The organism is Pseudarthrobacter sp. O4 (assembly GCF_050157025.1).
GTDB lineage: Bacteria > Actinomycetota > Actinomycetes > Actinomycetales > Micrococcaceae > Arthrobacter.
Genome location: NZ_CP189591.1, coordinates 4502006 through 4519807, shown reverse-complemented (window position 1 = coordinate 4519807; position 17802 = coordinate 4502006). Strand labels below are relative to the sequence as shown.

The following is a 17802-nucleotide window of genomic DNA, read 5'->3' as shown; positions in this document are numbered from 1 at the left end:
AGAGCCGCTACGTCAAGTCCGTCTTCTGCAGCATCAAAGGCCAACTTTCCCTAGAACAACACCGGACTGGTCGCCAACACCTGCGGCCTTGGACTACTCCCCTATGGAAAGCTGGAACCCCTGAAGGCCTCCAGCCGGGGCTTTGGCGAAGTCATCCTGTTCGCACTGAGCTTGCATCCGGCCAGGATCGTCATGGCCCTGGGCGGCAGCGCCAGCACCGACGGCGGCATGGGGATGCTCACCGCTCTTGGCTACAGCTTCCGCGATGCCCAGGGCCAGCAGCTCTTCGGCAGTGGCCGGGCCCTGGCACAGATCCATTCGATCCACGGGACCACACTCCCCGAACTGGCTGACACCGAACTTATCGTGGCCAGCGACGTCCACAACCCCCTGTGCGGCGCCCAAGGTGCCGCCGCAGTCTTCGGACCCCAAAAGGGCGCCGGACCGGCGGACGTTGCAGCACTTGACAAGGGACTGGAGCACCTTGTCACCAAAATGGCCGAAGCCGGATTCGCGGATGGGGCGGCGCTGGCCGAGCACGAAGGTGCCGGCAGCGCCGGAGGTATCGGCTACGCCTGCCTGCTACTCGGCGCCAAACAGGTGTCCGGGGCCGACTACTTCCTGGACCTGCTGGACTTCAACACCCGCAAGGACAGCTGCGACGTCGTTATCACCGGCGAAGGCAGCATCGACGAACAGACCCTGGCCGGCAAACTGCCCGCCGCCGTCGCACGACGATCCGGCACCAGGCCAATCATCGCCGTCGCCGGCCGCTCCCTCCTCCCGAAGGAACGCTGGTCGGAAATGGCACTGACCCGGGTCTACACCCTGGCCGACTACACCGACCGGGACTCATCCAAGGACCCCGAACTTTCCACCAGCCTGCTCCGGGAGATCGGCAAAGACATCGGAACCAGCCTCCTGTAGAGGATCGTCGTCACCCAAACCCATGGCGGGCCTCAGTGGTCCGGAGTCGAATGGGCCCAGCAGCTGCTGCTCCACGCCTACACGCACAACAGCACCAGACACTCCGCGCCCATCCTCACCGCGGTCGCCTACATCAATTGGCGGGAAGGCCGAGGCAGCAAAGCCCGCCAGTTCCTGGAGCTCGCCCTCGAAGCCGACCCCACTAATCGTCTGGCCAGGCTCAGCGACCTAATGATCGGCTGCGGAATGGTCTCCGGCTGGAACATGGACGACGAAGGGGCCCTCCGCCTCACGTGCCTTGAATCAACCTGGACTCCAGTCGCTGGGAAGATGAGGCCGACGACGGCGGGACGTTACGGAGCCACTCGAAAACCGCGGCACGCAATCACAGCGGATCAAAATTCCTGCTGCGTATGCTCCACAGACGGAAGGGTGACCAACGTGTATCTCTCAAACGCAGGTACGTCATGCCGTTCCGCCTACATCCCGCATGAACGCCTTACAGGAGATATATCGGAACTCGCCGTCAGCCTTTGGTCCTGGGCCAAAAATAATCAGCAAGTCATGTTGCATCCGGCCCCGGCCGGCATGAAGTGCTGAAGACAAAAACCAAGGGAAAGGAACAAGAAGGATGAACTCCCAGACAAAGCCCGTTCAGGCAGGACACGGCCCGCCGGACTGAGCCCGCTCCCCCACAACCGAATACGGGCCTGCGGGAACCCACACACCCCCGGAGAACTAGGTCAGAGGCAAGAGTGTGCACAATGTGCACACTCCAAAGTACTAATTTCAGAAAAACGCCTCTGACCAGGGAAAACACGTGCCCGAGGTGGGACTCGAACCGGACTCCGGGCCCTGCAAATCCGCCACTCCCCCGGGAACCTCCCCAATCCGAGCCAGTCCGGCCGATGTACGACCCAGTCTGAAGCTCAAGATGTGCACATTGTGCACACCCTCCTTTTTTGGCCCTCCGAGCACACCTAGCGTGGGATCATGTGCCGGGAAATCAAGGACGCAGCATCCTGAATTTCCACGCTGCCGGCAGCAACACCCACTACCAGGTCAAAACCCTCATCAGTCGTGAAGTCATGGCGATATCCGTTGATCCACAGCATCAGCACCATGAGCGTCCAGGCTGTGCGCTTGTTGCCGTCAATAAGAGGATGAAAACGGGCCACCGACTCCATCAAGGCAGCCGCCTTCATGTCCAATTCAGGATAGGCTTCGACACCCATAACGGTTGTGGCCGGGCGGACCAGGGCCGAGGCAAGAAGCCCAATGTCCCGAACATGAAATCCATACCGATCAACGACGTGCAGAGCATCTTCTATTTCGAGGTACTCATGCATCCTCAAGTCGCTGCAGCAGCTCCGCATCGTGATTCATGACGAACGCCATCCCAGCGCTAACGTCGCGGCTACGGCGGTGGCGCTGGAGAACCAGCTCGGCTCCCTGAAGCAGCAGCGCGGACTTGGACGTATGTTCCTCGGCAGCAAGCTCATCGAGCCGACGGTCGAGATCTTCGGGAACGCGCAAATTCATGGCCATATCAACATGGTACCAAGGCGGTACCGCGTCCTTATGCCCACATCGACTTGGACTCCACACCCACATCAATAACATCGTGGCGGAACTCCGCCCCATATGGTGAACATTCTTCTACTAGCACCAGCTCGCAAGGTCAAGGTTCAACAAAACCGGGGGCGGTGCACCTCGTCGCCCTTGTTTCAATGAGCCGTTCCCGTGTAAATTGCTTCAGCTGTCGGGCAACCATTGCTCGACATTCATGGCCGAAGGGAGTATCCGTTTAACGGCGGAACCGTGGCTGGCATTTAGTTGATTCTTCCTTCGAAGGGGATGGCGAAGGCGTTCAGGGCCGGCTTCCACCTTGTTGCCCATCGTGCCCTGCCTTTGCCGGTCGGGTCCAGTGCCCGGGTGGCGAGGTAGAGGCATTTCAGTGCGGCTTGGTCGGTGGGGAAATGTCCCCGGGCGCGGATCGCGCGCCGGTAGCGGGCATTGACGGATTCAATGGCGTTGGTACTGCAGATGACCCGCCGGATTTCCACGTCGTAGTCCAGGAAGGGCACGAACTCGCTCCACGCGTTCTCCCAGAGCCGCGTGATCGCCGGGTACCGTTGGCCCCATTTGCCCGAGAAGTCGACGAACCGTTCCTTCGCCGCGGCCTCGGACGGAGCGGTGTAGACCGGGCGCAGGTCCCGGGACATTTCGTCCCAGTACTGCAGGGCCGCGAACCGGAAGGTGTTCCGGATCAGGTGGACGATGCAGGCCTGGACCACGGCGCGGTCCAGGCCGTGTTGATGGCCTCCGGTAGGCCCTTGAGCCCGTCGCAGACGGTGATGCAGACGTCCTCCACGCCGCCGTTCTTGATTTCCGTCAGGACGGAGAGCCAGAGCTTCGCGCCTTCCCCGCCGTCCCCGGCCCACAGCCCGAGGATGTCGCGTTCGCCGTTGACGCTGACGCCGATCGCGACGTAGACCGGCCGGTTCGTGACCTGCCCGTCGCGGACCTTGACGTGGATTGCATCGATGAACACCACCGGGAACACCCGGTCAAGGGGCCGGTTCTGCCACTCGGTCATTTCACCGATCACCTTTTCGGTGATCCGGGAGATCGTGTCTTTCGATACCCTGGCACCGAACACCTCCCCGAAATGGGCGGCGATCTCGCCGGTCGTGAGGCCCTTCGCGCTCAGCGACAACACAATCTCATCCACGCCGGTCAGCCTTCGCTGCCGCATCTTGACCGTCTGCGGGTCGAACGTGGAGCCGGTGTCCCGCGGCACATCAATCTCCACCGGCCCGATCTCCGTCAACACGGTTTTCGTGCGGGTGCCGTTACGGGAATTCCCGCTTCCGCGCCCGGCCACGTCGTGCTTTCCATAACCGAGATGCTCGTCCATTTCCGCTTCCAGAGCGGTCTCCAAAACGTTCTTCGTGAGTCGGTTCAACAACCCACCCGGGCCCACGAGGTCGGTACCCTGTTCTCTGGCCTGGGCCAGGAGCTGCTGCGCCAACTCTTGCTGATCCTCATCAGTCGCCATGGGATCCAGTGTTTCGCTCATGATCGGTCCTTCCCGCCAGCCACAGCCCGGCGTGTCAGGCCAACCACGGATCCACCGTTATTCAGACACTCCCCGGCCGCAGGACGGGACCCCGTGTTTGGTGGTGAAGCAGGCGCCTGGATCCAGATGGTCGAGGCGCCCGCTTCACGTATGGAAGCCTGTCAGGCGGCTTCTGTGGTCACTTTGTTGGTGATGGACCCGACACCATCGATCTCGACGGTGACAGTGTCACCGTCATTGAGGAACAGTTGCGGGGTTCGGCGGTAACCGATGCCGGCGGGGGTTCCGGTCAGGATGACGTCGCCGGGCTGCAGAGTGGTGAATTCCGAGATAGTCGCGATCAGTTTCGGGATGCTGAAGATCAGGTAGGACAGGTCTGAGTCCTGGACGACCTCGCCGTTGAGGATGGTTCGGATGCCTGCGCTGGCCAGGTCCACTTCGTCGGGGGTGATGACGTAGGGACCGATGGGAGTGGAATTGTCCCAGGCCTTGCCCTGCATCCATTGGTGGGTTTTGTACTGGTACTCGCGCATGGTCACGTCGTTGCAGACCGAATACCCCAGAACGTGATCCAGGGCGTCCTCTTCGCTGATGCGCCGGGCGGACCGGCCGATGATGACGGCCAGCTCGCCCTCGTAATCGGCTTGGGTGGCTTCGGGGGGCAGGAGGATGTCGTCGGTGGGCCCGATGAGGCTGGAGGCGTACTTGGGGAACAGCACGGGATAGGTGGGCAGCTCCCGATGGGACTCTTCGATGTGGGCCTTGTAATTCAAGCCCACGCAGATGATCTTGCCAGCGGCCGGGGAGATCGGGCGCAGCGTCACCGCGGCGATCTCGACGGATTCGTCAGGCAGGCGTGTGGACTCGGCGAGCACATTGGTGGGCGTGCCGGCCCCGATTTCGGTGAGTGCGGCCAGGGGGACGAGGCGGTCGCCGTCGACCTCTCCGACGCGGCGGACGACGGATTTCACCTATGTCCCGGTCTACTCGGGATTCGTCTAAGTTGCCTTGGTCATCGACCTGTACTCCCGCGCGATCGTCGGCTGGGAAACCTCAACTGTCAAGGACACCGCGTTCGTCGAACATTGCCTGAGAATGGCCCTGTGGCGACGCCAACACACCGGCCGGCCGGCCGGCACAGGCGGGACTGATCCATCATTCAGATGCTGGCAGCCAGCTTAGGTTCAAGGGGTCGTCGCAACACCGGCTTGTGTGACCGAGACTAGCTGATCGTGCATTGCCTCGGCTGGTGTTTTCCATCCAAGGGACCACCGGGGCCGGTTGTTGAGCGTGGCGGCGACGGCTTCGAGATCGATACTGCTGTGTCTGGCGAGGTCAGTGCCTTTGGGAAAGTACTGGCGGAGCAACCCGTTCGTGTTCTCGTTGGTGCCTCGCTGCCAAGGGCTGTGCGGCTCGCAGAAGTAGATCGGGAGTCCAACATCGGCCCGTAGCTGGACGTGCTGGGCCAACTCGGCACCCTGATCCCACGTCAAAGTCCGACGCAACTGCTCGGGCAGGGTGCCGAGCTGGAAGGCAATCGCTTTGCGAACAGCTTCGGCACCATGGCCGGCTAATGGCGGACCATTCTTGACCTGAGCCTCTTCTCCGTGAGTGGTCATTCGGGGTAGATGTAGCAGCTTCGTGAATCTCGTCGTGCGTTCGACGAGCGTGCCGATCGCCGAGCTCTCAAGCCCGATTATCAGGTCCCCTTCCCAGTGGCCGGCCTCAACCCGGTCGTCAACCTCGGCCGGTCGGATACCGATCATCACCTCGGCCGTGATGAACTTCTTACCGCGGCCGCGGGTACGCGCCTGCGGCACCCGCAGCGCTCGTCCGCTCCGCAGACACGCCGACAACTCCCGATGCAGCCCACCACGGCCCTTGATGTAGAGGGCTTGGTAGATGGCCTCGTGTGAGATCCGCATGGAACCATCGTTGGGGAAGTCGAGGCGGAGCCGGTTGCTGATCTGTTCGGGGCTCCAAGCAGTTCCCCAGCGCCGGTCCTTGCGACGGCCGTGACGACGCCCTGCCCACGGCACATTCGGTCCAGGAATCGGCCTGCCATCGGCATCTGTGATCGTCCCAGCGAGACGGTCCTGAACATACTGCCGCAGCCGGTCGTTGGCAGCCAGCTTCGCAATCTTCGGGCGGGTAGCGCGACGATCCCGATGCCACTGCGCGGTCACTGCGCGATATTCTATTTGCCCGCCTCGGGTCGCAGCGTTCCGGCGTAACTCTCGAGAGACTGCTGACGGAGAACGCCCCAGGTGCCGGGCGATCTCCCGTACGCCGTGCCCGTAAGCGCGACAGATCGCGATCTCCTCGCGCTCAAGGAAGGACAAATAGCGGCCTGTGGCAGGCTCGAACTTCGACGGTGGCATCCCCCCAGCGTCACGGAACCAGCGCGTTCCCACCGCTGATGACACGCCCGCCACGACGCCGGCCTCCTCGCTCGTGACACCTCGAGCGATCGCCTCCCAGAAACGCTGCCGATGCTCGCTCCGCGAAACTGGCGGGCCGGCCTGGCGAACGCATCGCCGGCCTCCCCGTCGCAGCAGCCACCCATCCCAATGGTCGTCCCATTTCAGCACCTCCAGATAGAGGTGTTGCGACGACCACTTGAAACCGCCCAGTACACCTCCATCCGTTACACCGACACCCTTGCACTGGAGGGCCTGCAGCCATCCATCGGCAGCGTGGGTGACGCTTATGACAATGCCGCCGCCGAGACCGTAATGGGGCTGTTCAAGAACGAGGCCGTCGCGAAGGATTCACCGTTCCGCGCCGGGGCGCTGAAAACCGAAACCGACGTTGTGGAGATCGTTTTCGAGTGGGTCCACTCGTACAACAACCAACGCTTACATTCCGCCCTGGATCACCAGACGCCAGAGGAATTCGAGCAGGCATACTATGCTCGAGAAATCGGCTCGTTACCCGACGACGCCGCCAACAAACAGCGGCATGATTCCCGGGACGGTTCACCCACACACCCCGGAGAACCAGGTCAGAGGCCGGAGTGTGGACACTGTCCACACGGAAAAGCACCAGTTTCAGAGAAAAACGCATCTGACCTGCGGAAACACTGTGCCCGAGGTGGGACTCGAACCGGACTCCAGCCCTGGCAAACACTGGGAACTCTTGAAAACATCCCCTATCCGGCCCAGTCCGGCCGATGTACGACCCGATCCGAAGCCGAAAGTGTGGACAGTAATGATGGAATTGGTTGTGTCGCGGCGTGGCTCCAAGTGTGGCTGACGCCCTGTGAGGGGTTTGTCTTGACATTGATCTGTCCGCCGCGGCACGACCGCAGTAAACGCGGCGGCCAGGTGGACATGACCTTATAGGAGCCTGTTCCGAAGAGTCCCATTACTGTCTTGTCTGCCCACCCGGCCGGCGTGCCCTTTTCTCATCGCATGCAAAGGTCAGGGCAGTTTCATCATGGCAAAGGAACATCTGAAAGTCATCGCCGGGATCGATACCCACGCCGATACCCACCACGTCGCCCTCATCACCGATACCGGCCGGCACGTGGCCGACCGGGAATTCCCTGCCGCGGGCTCCGGCTACCAGGGCATCATCGAGTTCATCGCAGAGTTCGGTCCGGTCCTCGCCGCGGGCGTGGAAGGGACCGGCAGCTACGGTGCCGAGCTCTCCCGCGTGCTCGTCCGTGAGGGCATTCACGTCGTGGAGGTGATGCGCCCGAACCGGCAGGCCCGTCGGCTGCAGGGAAAATCCGATCCGATCGATGCCTATCAGGCCGCCGAATCGGTGCTGGCCGGCCGCGCCGGCGCCACCCCGAAATCCCGGGACGGGGCGGTGGAATCGTTGCGGGTGCTGCGCGCGGAGCGCGCCACGGCAATGCGGGCCCGGGTCGCCGTGATGGCCCAGGTCAGGGCGATCCTGGTAACAGCACCGGAGACCATCCGCGCCAGATACCGGGCCATGACCAGTCCCGCTTTGATGGCCGCACTGGAGAAGACACGGCCCGCCGGAGCGTCCGTCCGAGCTGACCACCAGCACCGCGACCGTGCTGAAACGGCTCGCCGTCCGCTACCGGCACCTGCACCAGGAGCTGGCACTGATCGATGCCGAACTCGACGCCATCCTCGCCCTCCACGCACCCATGCTGCGCGATCTGCAGGGCGTGGGCACCGACGTCGCCAGCCAGCTCCTCGTGACCGTGGGAGACAACCCCGAGCGCGTCACCACCGAAGCGAAGTTCGCCGCACTGGTCGGCGTCGCCCCGATCCCCGCATCATCGGGAAAGACCTCCCGGCACCGGCTCAGCCGGGCAGGCGACCGGCAGGCCAACAAAGCCATCCACCGCGTGGTCCTCGTGCGAATGAGGTACGACAGCAGGACCAAGGACTATGTGGCCAGGCGACACCAGGAGGGCAAGAGCACCAAGGAAATCATGCGCTGCCTCAAGCGCTACGTCGCCCGGGAAATCTACGACCAGCTTCTCCACCCGCGCCCCGGCCCCGACGCCGGAACCCTCCGGACGGTACGCACAGCCAAGCAACTGACCCTTCAACAAGCCGCAGACGCCCTCCACGTCTGGCCCACCGCACTGTCCCGCCTCGAACGCGGACTCACCCACGACAACGACTTCCACAAACGCTACGAAACGTGGCTCAACTCTCAATCCCCTGAAAGCGTAGAAACTCCGCATTGCGGGTCGGCCCGAATCTTGGCGTAGCGCCGCGCGCCAGGGGGCGGCCTTGGCGCGCCCCGTCCCTACGTGTCAGGCTGAGTTGAGGCCAGCGGCTCATAGCAACTCCGCAAAATCGTAGGGCGAGAATCAGGAACAGCATCAATGTCTATCTCCACAATTTCCCCGGTGCGGGAAGATGGGTCCATGAGTAATTCTGGCCCTCGCGCCGGCGGTCCAAGGCCTCGGCGGTCATTCACCCCGGCACAAAAGCTGGCCCATTTGGATGCCTACGAGACCGCCTGCGGGGACGGCTCCGGCGGCGGGGCCTACCTGCGGCGCGAAGGGATCTATTCCTCCCAGATCACCGAGTGGCGCAAACTCCGCGACGCCGGAGTGCTCGAGGGCAAGAAGCCCGGTGAGAAGATCGGCAAGCTCACTGCCGAGCAGGTCGAAATCGCCCGTCTACGCCGGCAGCTGGAGGTGAGTGAACGCAAGCTGGTACGGACGGAGGCCGCGTTGTCCATCATGGAAAAAGCACGGCAGCTTTTGGAGGATATCTCCGAAAGCGCGGAGCAGCAGCCCTGGTACAGGAAACCCTGATGGGCATCTACACGGACCTCACAGGGGCGGACATTCCGACCAGGGAAGCGGCCGTCCTGGCCGGCGTCCCGCGGGCGACCGCGACCCGCAAGCCCCGGATCCCGGTGGCCGTTTCGGCGCCTGTGCCGGCGAACAAAATCGGCCCCGCCGAACGGGCCCGCATCCTGGCCACCGTGAACTCGGAGCGTTTCGTGGACCTGGCCCCGGTACAGATCTACGCCCAGCTCCTGGACGAGGGGACCTACCTGTGTTCCATCTCAACGTTCTACCGGGTCCTGGCCGAGAACAGGCAGGTCAAGGAACGCCGCCGGCAGGCCCGCCATCCACCCCGGGCAATCCCGGAACTGCTCGCGACCGGCCCCGGCCAGGTCTACAGCTGGGACATCACCAAGCTGGCCGGCCCGGTCAAGGGCAAGTACTTCGATTGCTACGTGATGATCGACATCTACTCCCGCTACATTGTCGGCGTCTACGTCCACGCCCACGAGTCAGGGGAGCTGGCGGTGGAAATGATGAAGGAAATCTTCGGCATCCACGGCATCCCGCAGATCGTGCACGCGGACCGCGGCACCTCCATGACGAGCAAAACCGTTGCCGCACTGCTGTCCGATCTGGAGGTGACCAGGTCACATTCGCGGCCCCGGGTAAGCAACGATAACCCGTTCAGCGAGGCGTGGTTCAAGACATTGAAGTTCGCACCCGTCTTCCCTGAACGCTTCGGCTCCCTGGCCGACGCGAGGACCTTCACGGCCGCCTTTGTTGAGCAATACAACCATCGCCATTGCCACACGGGGATCGGCCTAAATACCCCGGCAGACGTCCACTACGGCCTTGCCGCCGCGAAAGCCACCGAACGTTCCCTGACGCTGGCCGCAGCCCGGGAGAGAAGCCCCGAACGATTCAGCACCAGACGGGATCCGAAAATCCTGGCCATCCCCGACGCGGCATGGATCAATAACCCATCCAACAGAATGGCTACGGCAGTAGCCGCCTAACTCCCGCTGGCCTCAATCGCCTTGACAAATTCCGCGTGCGCTGACTACAAGACCGGGGCCGCGGAGGCTCCGGGGTCAAAGGCGGCCGCAGGCCGTCGCGCAGCGATCGCAGACCCTTGAGGCTGGAGAAGCCGGCCCCGGTAGCCTGTGCTGCACGTGGCTCAGTGACCATTGACAACAATAGGAGCATCACTGTCCACACTTCCCTTTTGCCCTTTTTCCTCCACTCTGCAGGCGACTGCCGCACCACTCCGAGCGCGGCCGTTCCGTCTTCAGCGTGATTTCCTTCCGCTCCGAACTGCTAGGCTCCGGAGTCACGGCTGGGGCCCGGTCTGCGACCGCGTTCGAGCGCCTGCCCGTGAGGCGAGGCACGCGGTGATACTTGGTGAGTGTCATGGCGGTTGGTTCCTCCTCTCCGCACATCTCATTGTCAAACGTGCGGGATCCCGCATGACAAGGCGACTGTCCGCCCCCGTACGGGTGACGGCGCCCCCGACGCCGCGTTGCCGGTTTGCGAAGCCATCCTGATGGACCAAATAATTCGCCCTGCGCCGTTCTCGATCCCTAACTCGCTGGGCTGGCCGTTAGCGCACCTGGGCGCCAGCGCGTCGGTGCGAGAACGACGAAACATCCGTTATCGGCGTTTAAGGCGTGCTCTCCCACTTTCGCGTTGCCCCCGATACGCGAAAGTGTTCGAACTACCGAGAAGAACGACGCGCAAATGACTCGTGCCGCAGGGGTTCTTCTTTGAAGCCTATCCCTCACGGTTCAGATGTGCCCTGCCAGGCTGCTTGACGGCAGTGCGGGAATCTACTTGGACTCTTGGCCCGCCAGCAGTCAGTCGCTCAATCTTGTTGCATTCGCAGTGGCGGGCGGAGATGGCAAATCCGTGCGTTAGGTGATCTCCGCGCATGGTGGTGCCGGCTGAGCGGTTACTACTTGGGTATTCGGATCGTACTCTAGGGCCGGCCTTCCGGCCACGATCACTGTAGCGCGCTCCCATGGCCGGTCTTCAAGTAGGAAGGGAATTTCTTGTTCTTCCCACTCCCTGTGCAGTTCTTCTTCTTCCTGGCCATCTCGTGCCAGCAGGCGACATCGGGCTTCAAAGTTGTCGCACTGCACCCAGATCGAAGCGTCGACTAGGTCTGAGAGAGCTTGGCGTGATGATCCGCTCCCTTCCACCCACACCACGGAACGCCCGGCGGGTAGAGCTATGGCACCTGGACGTTCTCGGGCCACCCAACCCGGCGGACGGTAATGGACTGCCTCGCCTTGGAGCAGGGGTTCGAGGACACCGTCACGGAGTTCATCGGCCCAGTCAAAAAACGAGAGATGCCACGCTACATCGTCCGTGTGAACGACATCTGAGTCCGGCACTCGAGCTAGTAGACGATCGACCAGGGTGGTCTTGCCTGCCCCGCTCCTTCCATCTACCGCTACAATCCAGGGGCGGTTCGGACGTTGTCCTGCTGCCGGCAGTAACCGCCGCACCAAGCCTTCCAGTGACTCGGCTTGCCAGGGTCCCGCATCGGGTTCGCCGACTTCCGGTTTCATATCCATGATTACCTCGACTTCGATTGGGACGCTCACCGGACAGGCATGAGGCGGCTGCCAACATCCTGAGGCGTTTACGAGCCGAACAGTTGAGCTGCCATCGAATATATCCCCAACAACCCAGCCGCTAAGAGGATGCCCAGATAGGCCAAGACCAGCCTCGTATCGCGGAGGTAGCAGTTCGACTTCGTCAGGCCCCTCCGTCGCGCTTTCCAATAGCCTGCGAATCCGACTGCAGCGAACACGGCCAGTGCCACCGGACCAGCTGCCCAGCCGAGCAGGGCAACGGTCGCGAAAATACAGAGCCGCAGCGGATCGAAGGTCGGCGGGGACTGCGGATCCATTTCAGGGTCAGGCCTGTGTCCGTGCCGGCCTGCGTGCTTGGAGCGCACCAGCTGCGATGGCAATGGCCCGGCTGCAATACGCCGGGCATCAGATGCGGAACTCATCATTCCTCCCTATCGCTGACTCAGACCTGGCGGACTGGGAGAAGCGTCGTGCCCGTGGCTGTGCTCATTCGTTGCCTGGCCAGGGCCGGCCACGCCTGAACAGCACAGAACGGAGCACACTGATGATCGCCGGCGTCACTCTTCGTGCCCACATGAACGCAGCATTGCGTAAGCCGTTCCTCGATCATGGTCGAAATGTCCATGAAGGGCTTCACCATGATGCGGGTGACCCGTTCGGCGAGGAGCCTGCGCAGCCGCTGTTGCTGCCCTGGAAGCTTGCCGGCAGCCAGTGTGGTGAGTGTGCCGATGCCGAGGTCGCACTGGGTGCAGATGTTCTTCCAAAGATCCATTGTCCGCGGGTGGGACAGCGAGGACTGCTCGCTCAGCAGGTCCAGCAGGGAGGACTTCATGAGGTTGCGCAGCTCGAGCGGGATCGCGCTGTCGGCGATGCGGTTGGCGATGCTGTCAGGATTGAGTTCCAGCCAGGCCAGCAGCTGATCGTGCCCGATGAGGGCTGTCAGCGAACGCCAGACCCCTGAGTCGTCCTTCAGCATGTAGCCCACGGACGCGCAATGCGGATGCGAGCACGGGAGCGCTGTCAGGTCGTGCCATGAGACCACCCCTCCGGTTTGCTCCGCGAGCCTTTCGAGCACGCCTGTGTGGGTGAGCCTATCCGTGGGGTCGATGCCGTGGCCGCGCCCTGAACCGAACACCGGCTGAAGCGCAACCCCACCCACGAACGGGGTTTCCAAAGCCCTCATGACGACGGCGCCGACCTCACCATCGTTGACGCCGAGTGTCGCCGTCATCGTTAAAGTGGTGAAAACACCTGCCTCGGACAGGCGCGCGATGGCCATGTCTTTGAAGCGGGTCAGGTCTCCCCCGCGGTGGTGGATGGATGCTTCTTTGGACGGGCCGTCGTATTGGAGGTACACCTCCACACGGTCCCGGTGCCTGGCCAGCAGTGCGAGCAGCTCGTCGTCGGTGGCCATTAGCATGCCGTTGCTGTTCACCATGATCCGGACGATCGGCCGAGCAACGAGCTCATCCAGAAGTTCGGCCAGATGGGGATAAAGCGTCGGCTCGCCGCCGGAGAGCATCAGCACGTCCAGCCGCCCGTTTTCGCGGGCAAGCCGGGTATCGATATTCGCGAGCACCTCGCTGAGCGGCGCCACTCCCTGCAGCTGGGGGCCCGAGGCGGTGAAGCAGGTGGGGCAGCGCAGGTTGCAGTGCTCGATGATGTCCTGCAGGAGGATGCACGTGTGCTGCGTCTGCATGGCGGGCAGCCCGTAGGCGTAAGCCTCCGGTACCTGGCGGTAGTTGTCGGCCTGGTCCGGGATGTGTTGCTTGGTCGGCGCCTGCCACTTCTCCAGGTAGCGCAGAATTTCCGGAGACTCGTCGTACAACGTGCTGACGAGTCCGTGATCCGGGCAGCCGCGTTCGAGCCAGACCCGGTCATCGCGGATCAGCAGCGCGCCGGAGAGGCGCCGCACCTGCGCGAGCTGGGGGTTTGTCTCGTGGCAGTGGGGACAGAAGGCTGTGACGTACCGGTGGATTCGGTCTCCGCGCAGCGGCTGGCCGGGGCCGGGCAGAGCTTGCCGGGAAGCGAATGAGGACGGATTCATCTCAGGCTCTCATCTGCGAGAGGGCTGCGACGCAGATCCCGCCGCCGAGCAGAGTGAATACACCCAGGCCAATCAACAGCCCCGCGCCCAACCGGGACGTGCGCGGCCGGACCGCCAGAACACCCGCTACCGCCAGGTAGACGGCGATGGGTATGAACACTGCAGGCCCAGCGAGGAAGGTCTTATACCCCTGATCCGGAGCGATACCACCTGTTGTCCCGAAATAGAGGGCATAAAGGGCAACAGCCCCCAGCAGGATTCCGAGCGCCATGGAGCCGCGTCTTGGTTCAGGGGGCGGCTCCTCTTGCTGGGGCGGCGGGGGCGGGTCCTGCGGTACGTCGGGGTGGTCCTCGCTCATGCCACTCTTCCTTCCAACTTCGGGCGGAGAGGTTTCCCGAACACCCGCAGCATCCGCCAGAACAGCAGGGGGAGAATCACCAGGAGGAACCACTGGGGACGGCTCATCCCCAGCCAGAGCACCTCGTTGCCGCGGACGAACTCGACTCCGAAGCGGAACAAGGCGTAGGAAGTCACGTAACAGATAAAGAGGTCGCCAGGACGGGGCAGGCGGTCCCGATAACGCCACATGAGCGCGAACGCGGCCACGTGGAACACGATTTCATAGGCAAAGGACGGGTGGAGGCCTACCCCGGGCTGTCCGCCCAACATCGCAGCCTGTACGGGCGTGAGTAATATCCCCCACGCTCCCCCAGTCGGGGTGCCGGGCAATTCAGTAAGGAGACAACCGATGCGCCCGATGATCAGCGCCAAGGCGACCGCGGGTGCAAGTAAATCCCCGGTGGATTCGCGGTAACCTGTCAGCCGTTTACCCAGATGGACGCCGAACCACGCGCCGACCAGGCCCGCGAGGATGCTGCGGTCGCCGTTGCCCCACCAGTCAACGAGGGACACCTGCCGGGAAACGTCCCATGTGAGGACTCTTGAGCCGATGGCTCCGAAGGCGATGGCGAAACCTGCAATGGGCCACAGCCGGGGATCGGTAAGGCCTCTGCGGCGCTTTTCGTGGGCGTAGAACAGCAGAGCTGCGAGGATTCCCAGCCCTAACAAGCCGGCGTGCACCAGCCCGTCTCCCGCGAAGGGAAGCCCGATCATGAGCAGAGTGTAGCAGTGACCATTCCCGCCTCCTCCGGTCCTATATCTGGACGTTCACGGGAACTACATGTGGACGTGGAGCCGCCGTCCGGCTTCAGATGGAACGCTGAGAGACGGGTTACATGGTGAAAGTGCCAGCGAAGCCCTACTTCTTGAAGTTAGGGCACGGGATTGTGCACCAATGGCATCTTTGCCTTGGCTGGGACAGGACGAGCACTCAACGCCGCAGTCCAGCCGCGCTTCCCCGCTCGGTGAGAAGCCGAGGTCACTATTTGGCGGTTGTATCCCACGCCTCGTGCAAAACTACTTCGGACATTCAGTACCGACCACTTGGGCTGGCTGGGACAGCGCGCCGCCAACTTCCAAGCCCCCGCGATCAGGGACCAGCTCATGGCCGATATCCCAGGAATCGACGAACCCATGGACCGCGTTCTCCTCGCCCAAACGCACGGCACCCCTCAGTGGTCCCGCGTCGAATGGGCCCAGCAACTGCTACTCCACGCCTACACGCACAGCAGCACCAAACACTCCGCCCCCATCCTCACCGCAATCGCCTTCATCAACTGGTGGGAAGGCCGAGGCAGCAAAGCCCACCAATTCCTGCAACTCGCCCTCGACGCCGACCCCGCCTACCGCCTGGCCAGGCTCAGCGACCAAATGATCGGCTCCGGAATGGTCGCCGGCTGGAACATGGACAAAGACCGGGCATTCCGGCCCTCGGGCCTGGAAGCATCCTAGGCCCCAGTCACTCGAATGAGGAGGCCGACGACGGCGGGGCGTTCCGGAGCCAGTCGAACACCACAGTGTCCCACCGCGTACGGCTCAAAAATTCAGGAGCGACCGCGACCATCCGGCTCATGCCGCAAGTAATCAGCAAGTCATGTTGTACGCGGCCCCAGCCGCCATGAACTGGTGAAGACGAAATCCCAAAGGGAAAGGACACACAAGGATGGACACCCAGAAGCAGCCCGCTCTGGCAGGACCCGGCCCGCCGGACTGAGCCTGCTCCCCCACACATAACCGAATACGGGACTACGGGAACCCACACACCCCGGAGAAGCAGATCAGAGGCCGGAGTGTGGACACTGTCCACACGAAAAAACACCAATAACGCCTCTGACCTGCGGAAACACTGTGCCCAGGTGGGACTCGAACTGCATTTCCAGCCCTTGCAAACACTGGGAACTCCCGAAAACATCGCCAATCCGAGCCAGTCCGGTCGATGTACGGCCCGATCCGAAGCCCAAGGTGTGGACATTGTCCACACCCACTTTTCACCACTCCAGAGCATTTAAGCCGCACTCCCCAAGCCGGGGGCGCGGCAGTTCCGTATTCTGCGCTAGCTGCCTTCCGGAACGGAATTCCGGCCAGCCGCAGCATCAGGTAGCCAGTACCACAGCAGACAGAAGATCCGTTATCGGCATCCAAATTCGAAGGTCGGTGGCTTTACAGACTGGGGTGTCCTTTTGAGGAACCCCTGAACGAGGCGTTAACCATTGATTCTCGGATACGAGCCTCGCCACCTGCCGACGCCTTCCGAGAGAAGGCGCCACTGGCACATGACGAAATAGATCAACGGAACCGCGGCGTGGGAAAACGACTGCCGGCAAAGGACTGGTGCGCGCTGGGTGGTGGGTCAGCGGAGAAGAGTTACCGGAGCAGGCGCCGCGTTTCCCGGGTGCATCACCGGCGCGCCCTCGACTTGGGGAGCCCGCCCCTGGGCCATCATGCCGCCGTCGATGTTGAAGATCTGTCCGGTGATATACGCTGACTCGGCAGAGGCAAGGAAGACCACGGCGGCGGCAACATCCTCCGGGGTTCCGGCGCGCCCCAGCGGAATTTGCGCGGCACGGAGATCCTCCCACCCGTCCTGCAGGGGCTGCTCCCCCTCAGTCGCGATTGCCCCGGGGCGCACGGCATTGACCCGGATGCCCCACGGGGCGAGGTCAACGGCGACGGCCCGTGTGAAGGATTCCATCGCTCCCTTTACGGAGTCGTAAGGAATGAGGTTGCGGTGTGCGCGTTCGGCTCCGATGGAGCTGATGTTGACGATCGAGCCCCCCGATCGTGCTCCGGCCAGTGCCCGTGCAGCCCGCTGGGTGCAGCCGTAGAGCATGTTCAAATTCGCGCTAACGAAAAGCTCCCAGTCGGATGGCTCCACTGAGAGGAAATTGCCCCAAGCCGTTTCGCCCCGACGGGTATAGGCATTGTTGACCAGTACGTCGACTACACCAATTGTGGCTTCGGTCTCGGCAAATGCCCGATCCACCTGCACGAAATCTGACATATCGCCGACAACGGCCAGCGCTTCCGCGCCGGCCTCCTGCAGTTCGGCGACAACCGCTGCTGCCGCAGCCGCATCGACGTCATTGACGGCGACCCGGGCGCCTTCTGATCCGCAGCGCACCGCGATGGCACGCCCAATGCTCCGCCCTGCTCCCGTAACGAAAGCCGTACGGCCAGCCAAAGCACCCCGCCGGGTCGATGTTTCTGGGGATGCCCCCGTGGTGGCTTGCTGGTGGCTCACGCCTTCTCCTTCATAGGTAGATTGACTGCTATCAGTGTGCATGTGGTGCCAGTGCCAATGCCAATGAGGACATGGCGTTGTACTGGTCCCAGCTGCAGCTCTCGAAAATTCGTCGCCATACCGGACAATACGACCCGGATGCGCCGGTAGATGCGACGATCGCGTCGCGAGGCACAACCACATTCACATTACATAGGTTGTTTTCCCTGGCGCCGCGGACCCTAGCAAAACCGTCTGTGTAGTGGTCGGGAGCCAGCGTGGGCGAGGCCAGCGTCA

General features: G+C 62.8%; 14 protein-coding genes and 3 pseudogenes. 7 read left to right on the top strand and 10 right to left on the bottom strand.

What is annotated here, in order from left to right; genetic code table 11:
- The first annotated feature begins 66 nt into the window (after positions 1 to 66).
- Together ACQCSU_RS20890 and ACQCSU_RS20885 are read left to right on the top strand one after the other, a co-directional pair.
- A complete protein-coding gene (locus ACQCSU_RS20890; RefSeq protein ID WP_426979885.1) occupies positions 67 to 927 on the top strand; it encodes a glycerate kinase in 861 nt (286 codons plus the stop codon).
- Positions 928 to 930: 3 nt separating this feature from the next.
- A complete protein-coding gene (locus ACQCSU_RS20885) occupies positions 931 to 1527 on the top strand; it encodes a DUF4192 family protein (RefSeq protein ID WP_426979884.1) in 597 nt (198 codons plus the stop codon).
- Positions 1528 to 1907: 380 nt separating this feature from the next.
- Here ACQCSU_RS20885 and ACQCSU_RS20880 read toward each other — a convergent pair whose 3' ends face one another.
- The 5 genes and pseudogenes from ACQCSU_RS20880 to ACQCSU_RS20860 form a co-directional block, all read right to left on the bottom strand.
- The gene (locus ACQCSU_RS20880; RefSeq protein ID WP_426977269.1) at positions 1908 to 2276 is read right to left on the bottom strand and encodes a type II toxin-antitoxin system death-on-curing family toxin; all 369 of its coding nucleotides are present in this window, start codon (positions 2274 to 2276) and stop codon (positions 1908 to 1910) included.
- Positions 2269 to 2475 carry a ribbon-helix-helix protein, CopG family gene (locus ACQCSU_RS20875; RefSeq protein WP_426977267.1) on the bottom strand — a complete coding sequence of 69 codons (207 nt, stop codon included), beginning with the start codon at positions 2473 to 2475 and terminating at the stop codon, positions 2269 to 2271. The genes ACQCSU_RS20880 and ACQCSU_RS20875 overlap by 8 nt, the downstream gene beginning before the upstream one ends.
- 284 nt (positions 2476 to 2759) lie before the next feature.
- A pseudogene (locus tag ACQCSU_RS20870) lies at positions 2760 to 4009 on the bottom strand (IS256 family transposase).
- A gap of 161 nt (positions 4010 to 4170) precedes the next feature.
- The gene (locus tag ACQCSU_RS20865) at positions 4171 to 4980 is read right to left on the bottom strand and encodes a fumarylacetoacetate hydrolase family protein (RefSeq protein ID WP_426977265.1); all 810 of its coding nucleotides are present in this window, start codon (positions 4978 to 4980) and stop codon (positions 4171 to 4173) included.
- A 213-nt stretch (positions 4981 to 5193) separates the two neighbouring features.
- Positions 5194 to 6592: pseudogene (locus tag ACQCSU_RS20860) on the bottom strand (IS30 family transposase).
- On the opposite strand from ACQCSU_RS20860, the gene ACQCSU_RS20855 reads away from it, so the two are divergent.
- The gene (locus ACQCSU_RS20855) at positions 6580 to 7353 is read left to right on the top strand and encodes an integrase core domain-containing protein (protein WP_426977263.1); all 774 of its coding nucleotides are present in this window, start codon (positions 6580 to 6582) and stop codon (positions 7351 to 7353) included. The pseudogene ACQCSU_RS20860 and the gene ACQCSU_RS20855 overlap by 13 nt on opposite strands.
- 94 nt (positions 7354 to 7447) lie before the next feature.
- Positions 7448 to 7855 (top strand): annotated as a pseudogene (locus ACQCSU_RS20850) (IS110 family transposase); the annotation flags it as partial.
- Here the strand turns inward: ACQCSU_RS20850 and ACQCSU_RS20845 are convergent.
- The gene (locus tag ACQCSU_RS20845) at positions 7762 to 7953 is read right to left on the bottom strand and encodes a hypothetical protein (protein WP_426977261.1); all 192 of its coding nucleotides are present in this window, start codon (positions 7951 to 7953) and stop codon (positions 7762 to 7764) included. The pseudogene ACQCSU_RS20850 and the gene ACQCSU_RS20845 sit on opposite strands and share 94 nt — an antisense overlap.
- A gap of 83 nt (positions 7954 to 8036) precedes the next feature.
- Between ACQCSU_RS20845 and ACQCSU_RS20840 the strand changes: the two genes are divergently transcribed.
- Both ACQCSU_RS20840 and ACQCSU_RS20835 read left to right on the top strand, forming a co-directional pair.
- Positions 8037 to 8708, top strand: coding sequence for a transposase (locus tag ACQCSU_RS20840; protein ID WP_426977259.1), 672 nt, complete (start codon positions 8037 to 8039; stop codon positions 8706 to 8708).
- 159 nt (positions 8709 to 8867) lie between these two features.
- Positions 8868 to 10258, top strand: a protein-coding gene (locus tag ACQCSU_RS20835; RefSeq protein WP_426977257.1) for an IS3 family transposase whose coding sequence is annotated in 2 segments (ribosomal slippage) — positions 8868 to 9219 and positions 9219 to 10258 — 1392 coding nt in all. Because the reading frame shifts where the segments join, the coding sequence is not laid out codon by codon here.
- Between the two features lie 2023 nt (positions 10259 to 12281).
- On the opposite strand, the gene ACQCSU_RS20830 is transcribed toward ACQCSU_RS20835, so the two are convergent.
- The 3 genes from ACQCSU_RS20830 to ACQCSU_RS20820 are packed head-to-tail and all read right to left on the bottom strand — an operon-like array spanning position 12282 to position 14999.
- Positions 12282 to 13886 (bottom strand): radical SAM protein, encoded by a 1605-nt coding sequence (locus ACQCSU_RS20830; protein ID WP_426977255.1) that lies wholly within the window; start codon positions 13884 to 13886, stop codon positions 12282 to 12284.
- Between the two features lies 1 nt (position 13887).
- A complete protein-coding gene (locus ACQCSU_RS20825; RefSeq protein WP_426977253.1) occupies positions 13888 to 14244 on the bottom strand; it encodes a hypothetical protein in 357 nt (118 codons plus the stop codon).
- Positions 14241 to 14999: a prolipoprotein diacylglyceryl transferase gene (locus tag ACQCSU_RS20820; protein ID WP_426977252.1), complete on the bottom strand. Its 759-nt coding sequence runs from the start codon at positions 14997 to 14999 to the stop codon at positions 14241 to 14243. The genes ACQCSU_RS20825 and ACQCSU_RS20820 overlap by 4 nt, the downstream gene beginning before the upstream one ends.
- A gap of 390 nt (positions 15000 to 15389) precedes the next feature.
- Between ACQCSU_RS20820 and ACQCSU_RS20815 the strand changes: the two genes are divergently transcribed.
- The gene (locus tag ACQCSU_RS20815) at positions 15390 to 15737 is read left to right on the top strand and encodes a DUF4192 family protein (RefSeq protein WP_426977251.1); all 348 of its coding nucleotides are present in this window, start codon (positions 15390 to 15392) and stop codon (positions 15735 to 15737) included.
- An 898-nt stretch (positions 15738 to 16635) separates the two neighbouring features.
- Here the strand turns inward: ACQCSU_RS20815 and ACQCSU_RS20810 are convergent.
- Entirely contained in the window at positions 16636 to 17526 is an 891-nt protein-coding gene (locus ACQCSU_RS20810) for an SDR family NAD(P)-dependent oxidoreductase (RefSeq protein ID WP_426977249.1), read from the bottom strand.
- Between the last annotated feature and the right edge of the window lie 276 nt (positions 17527 to 17802).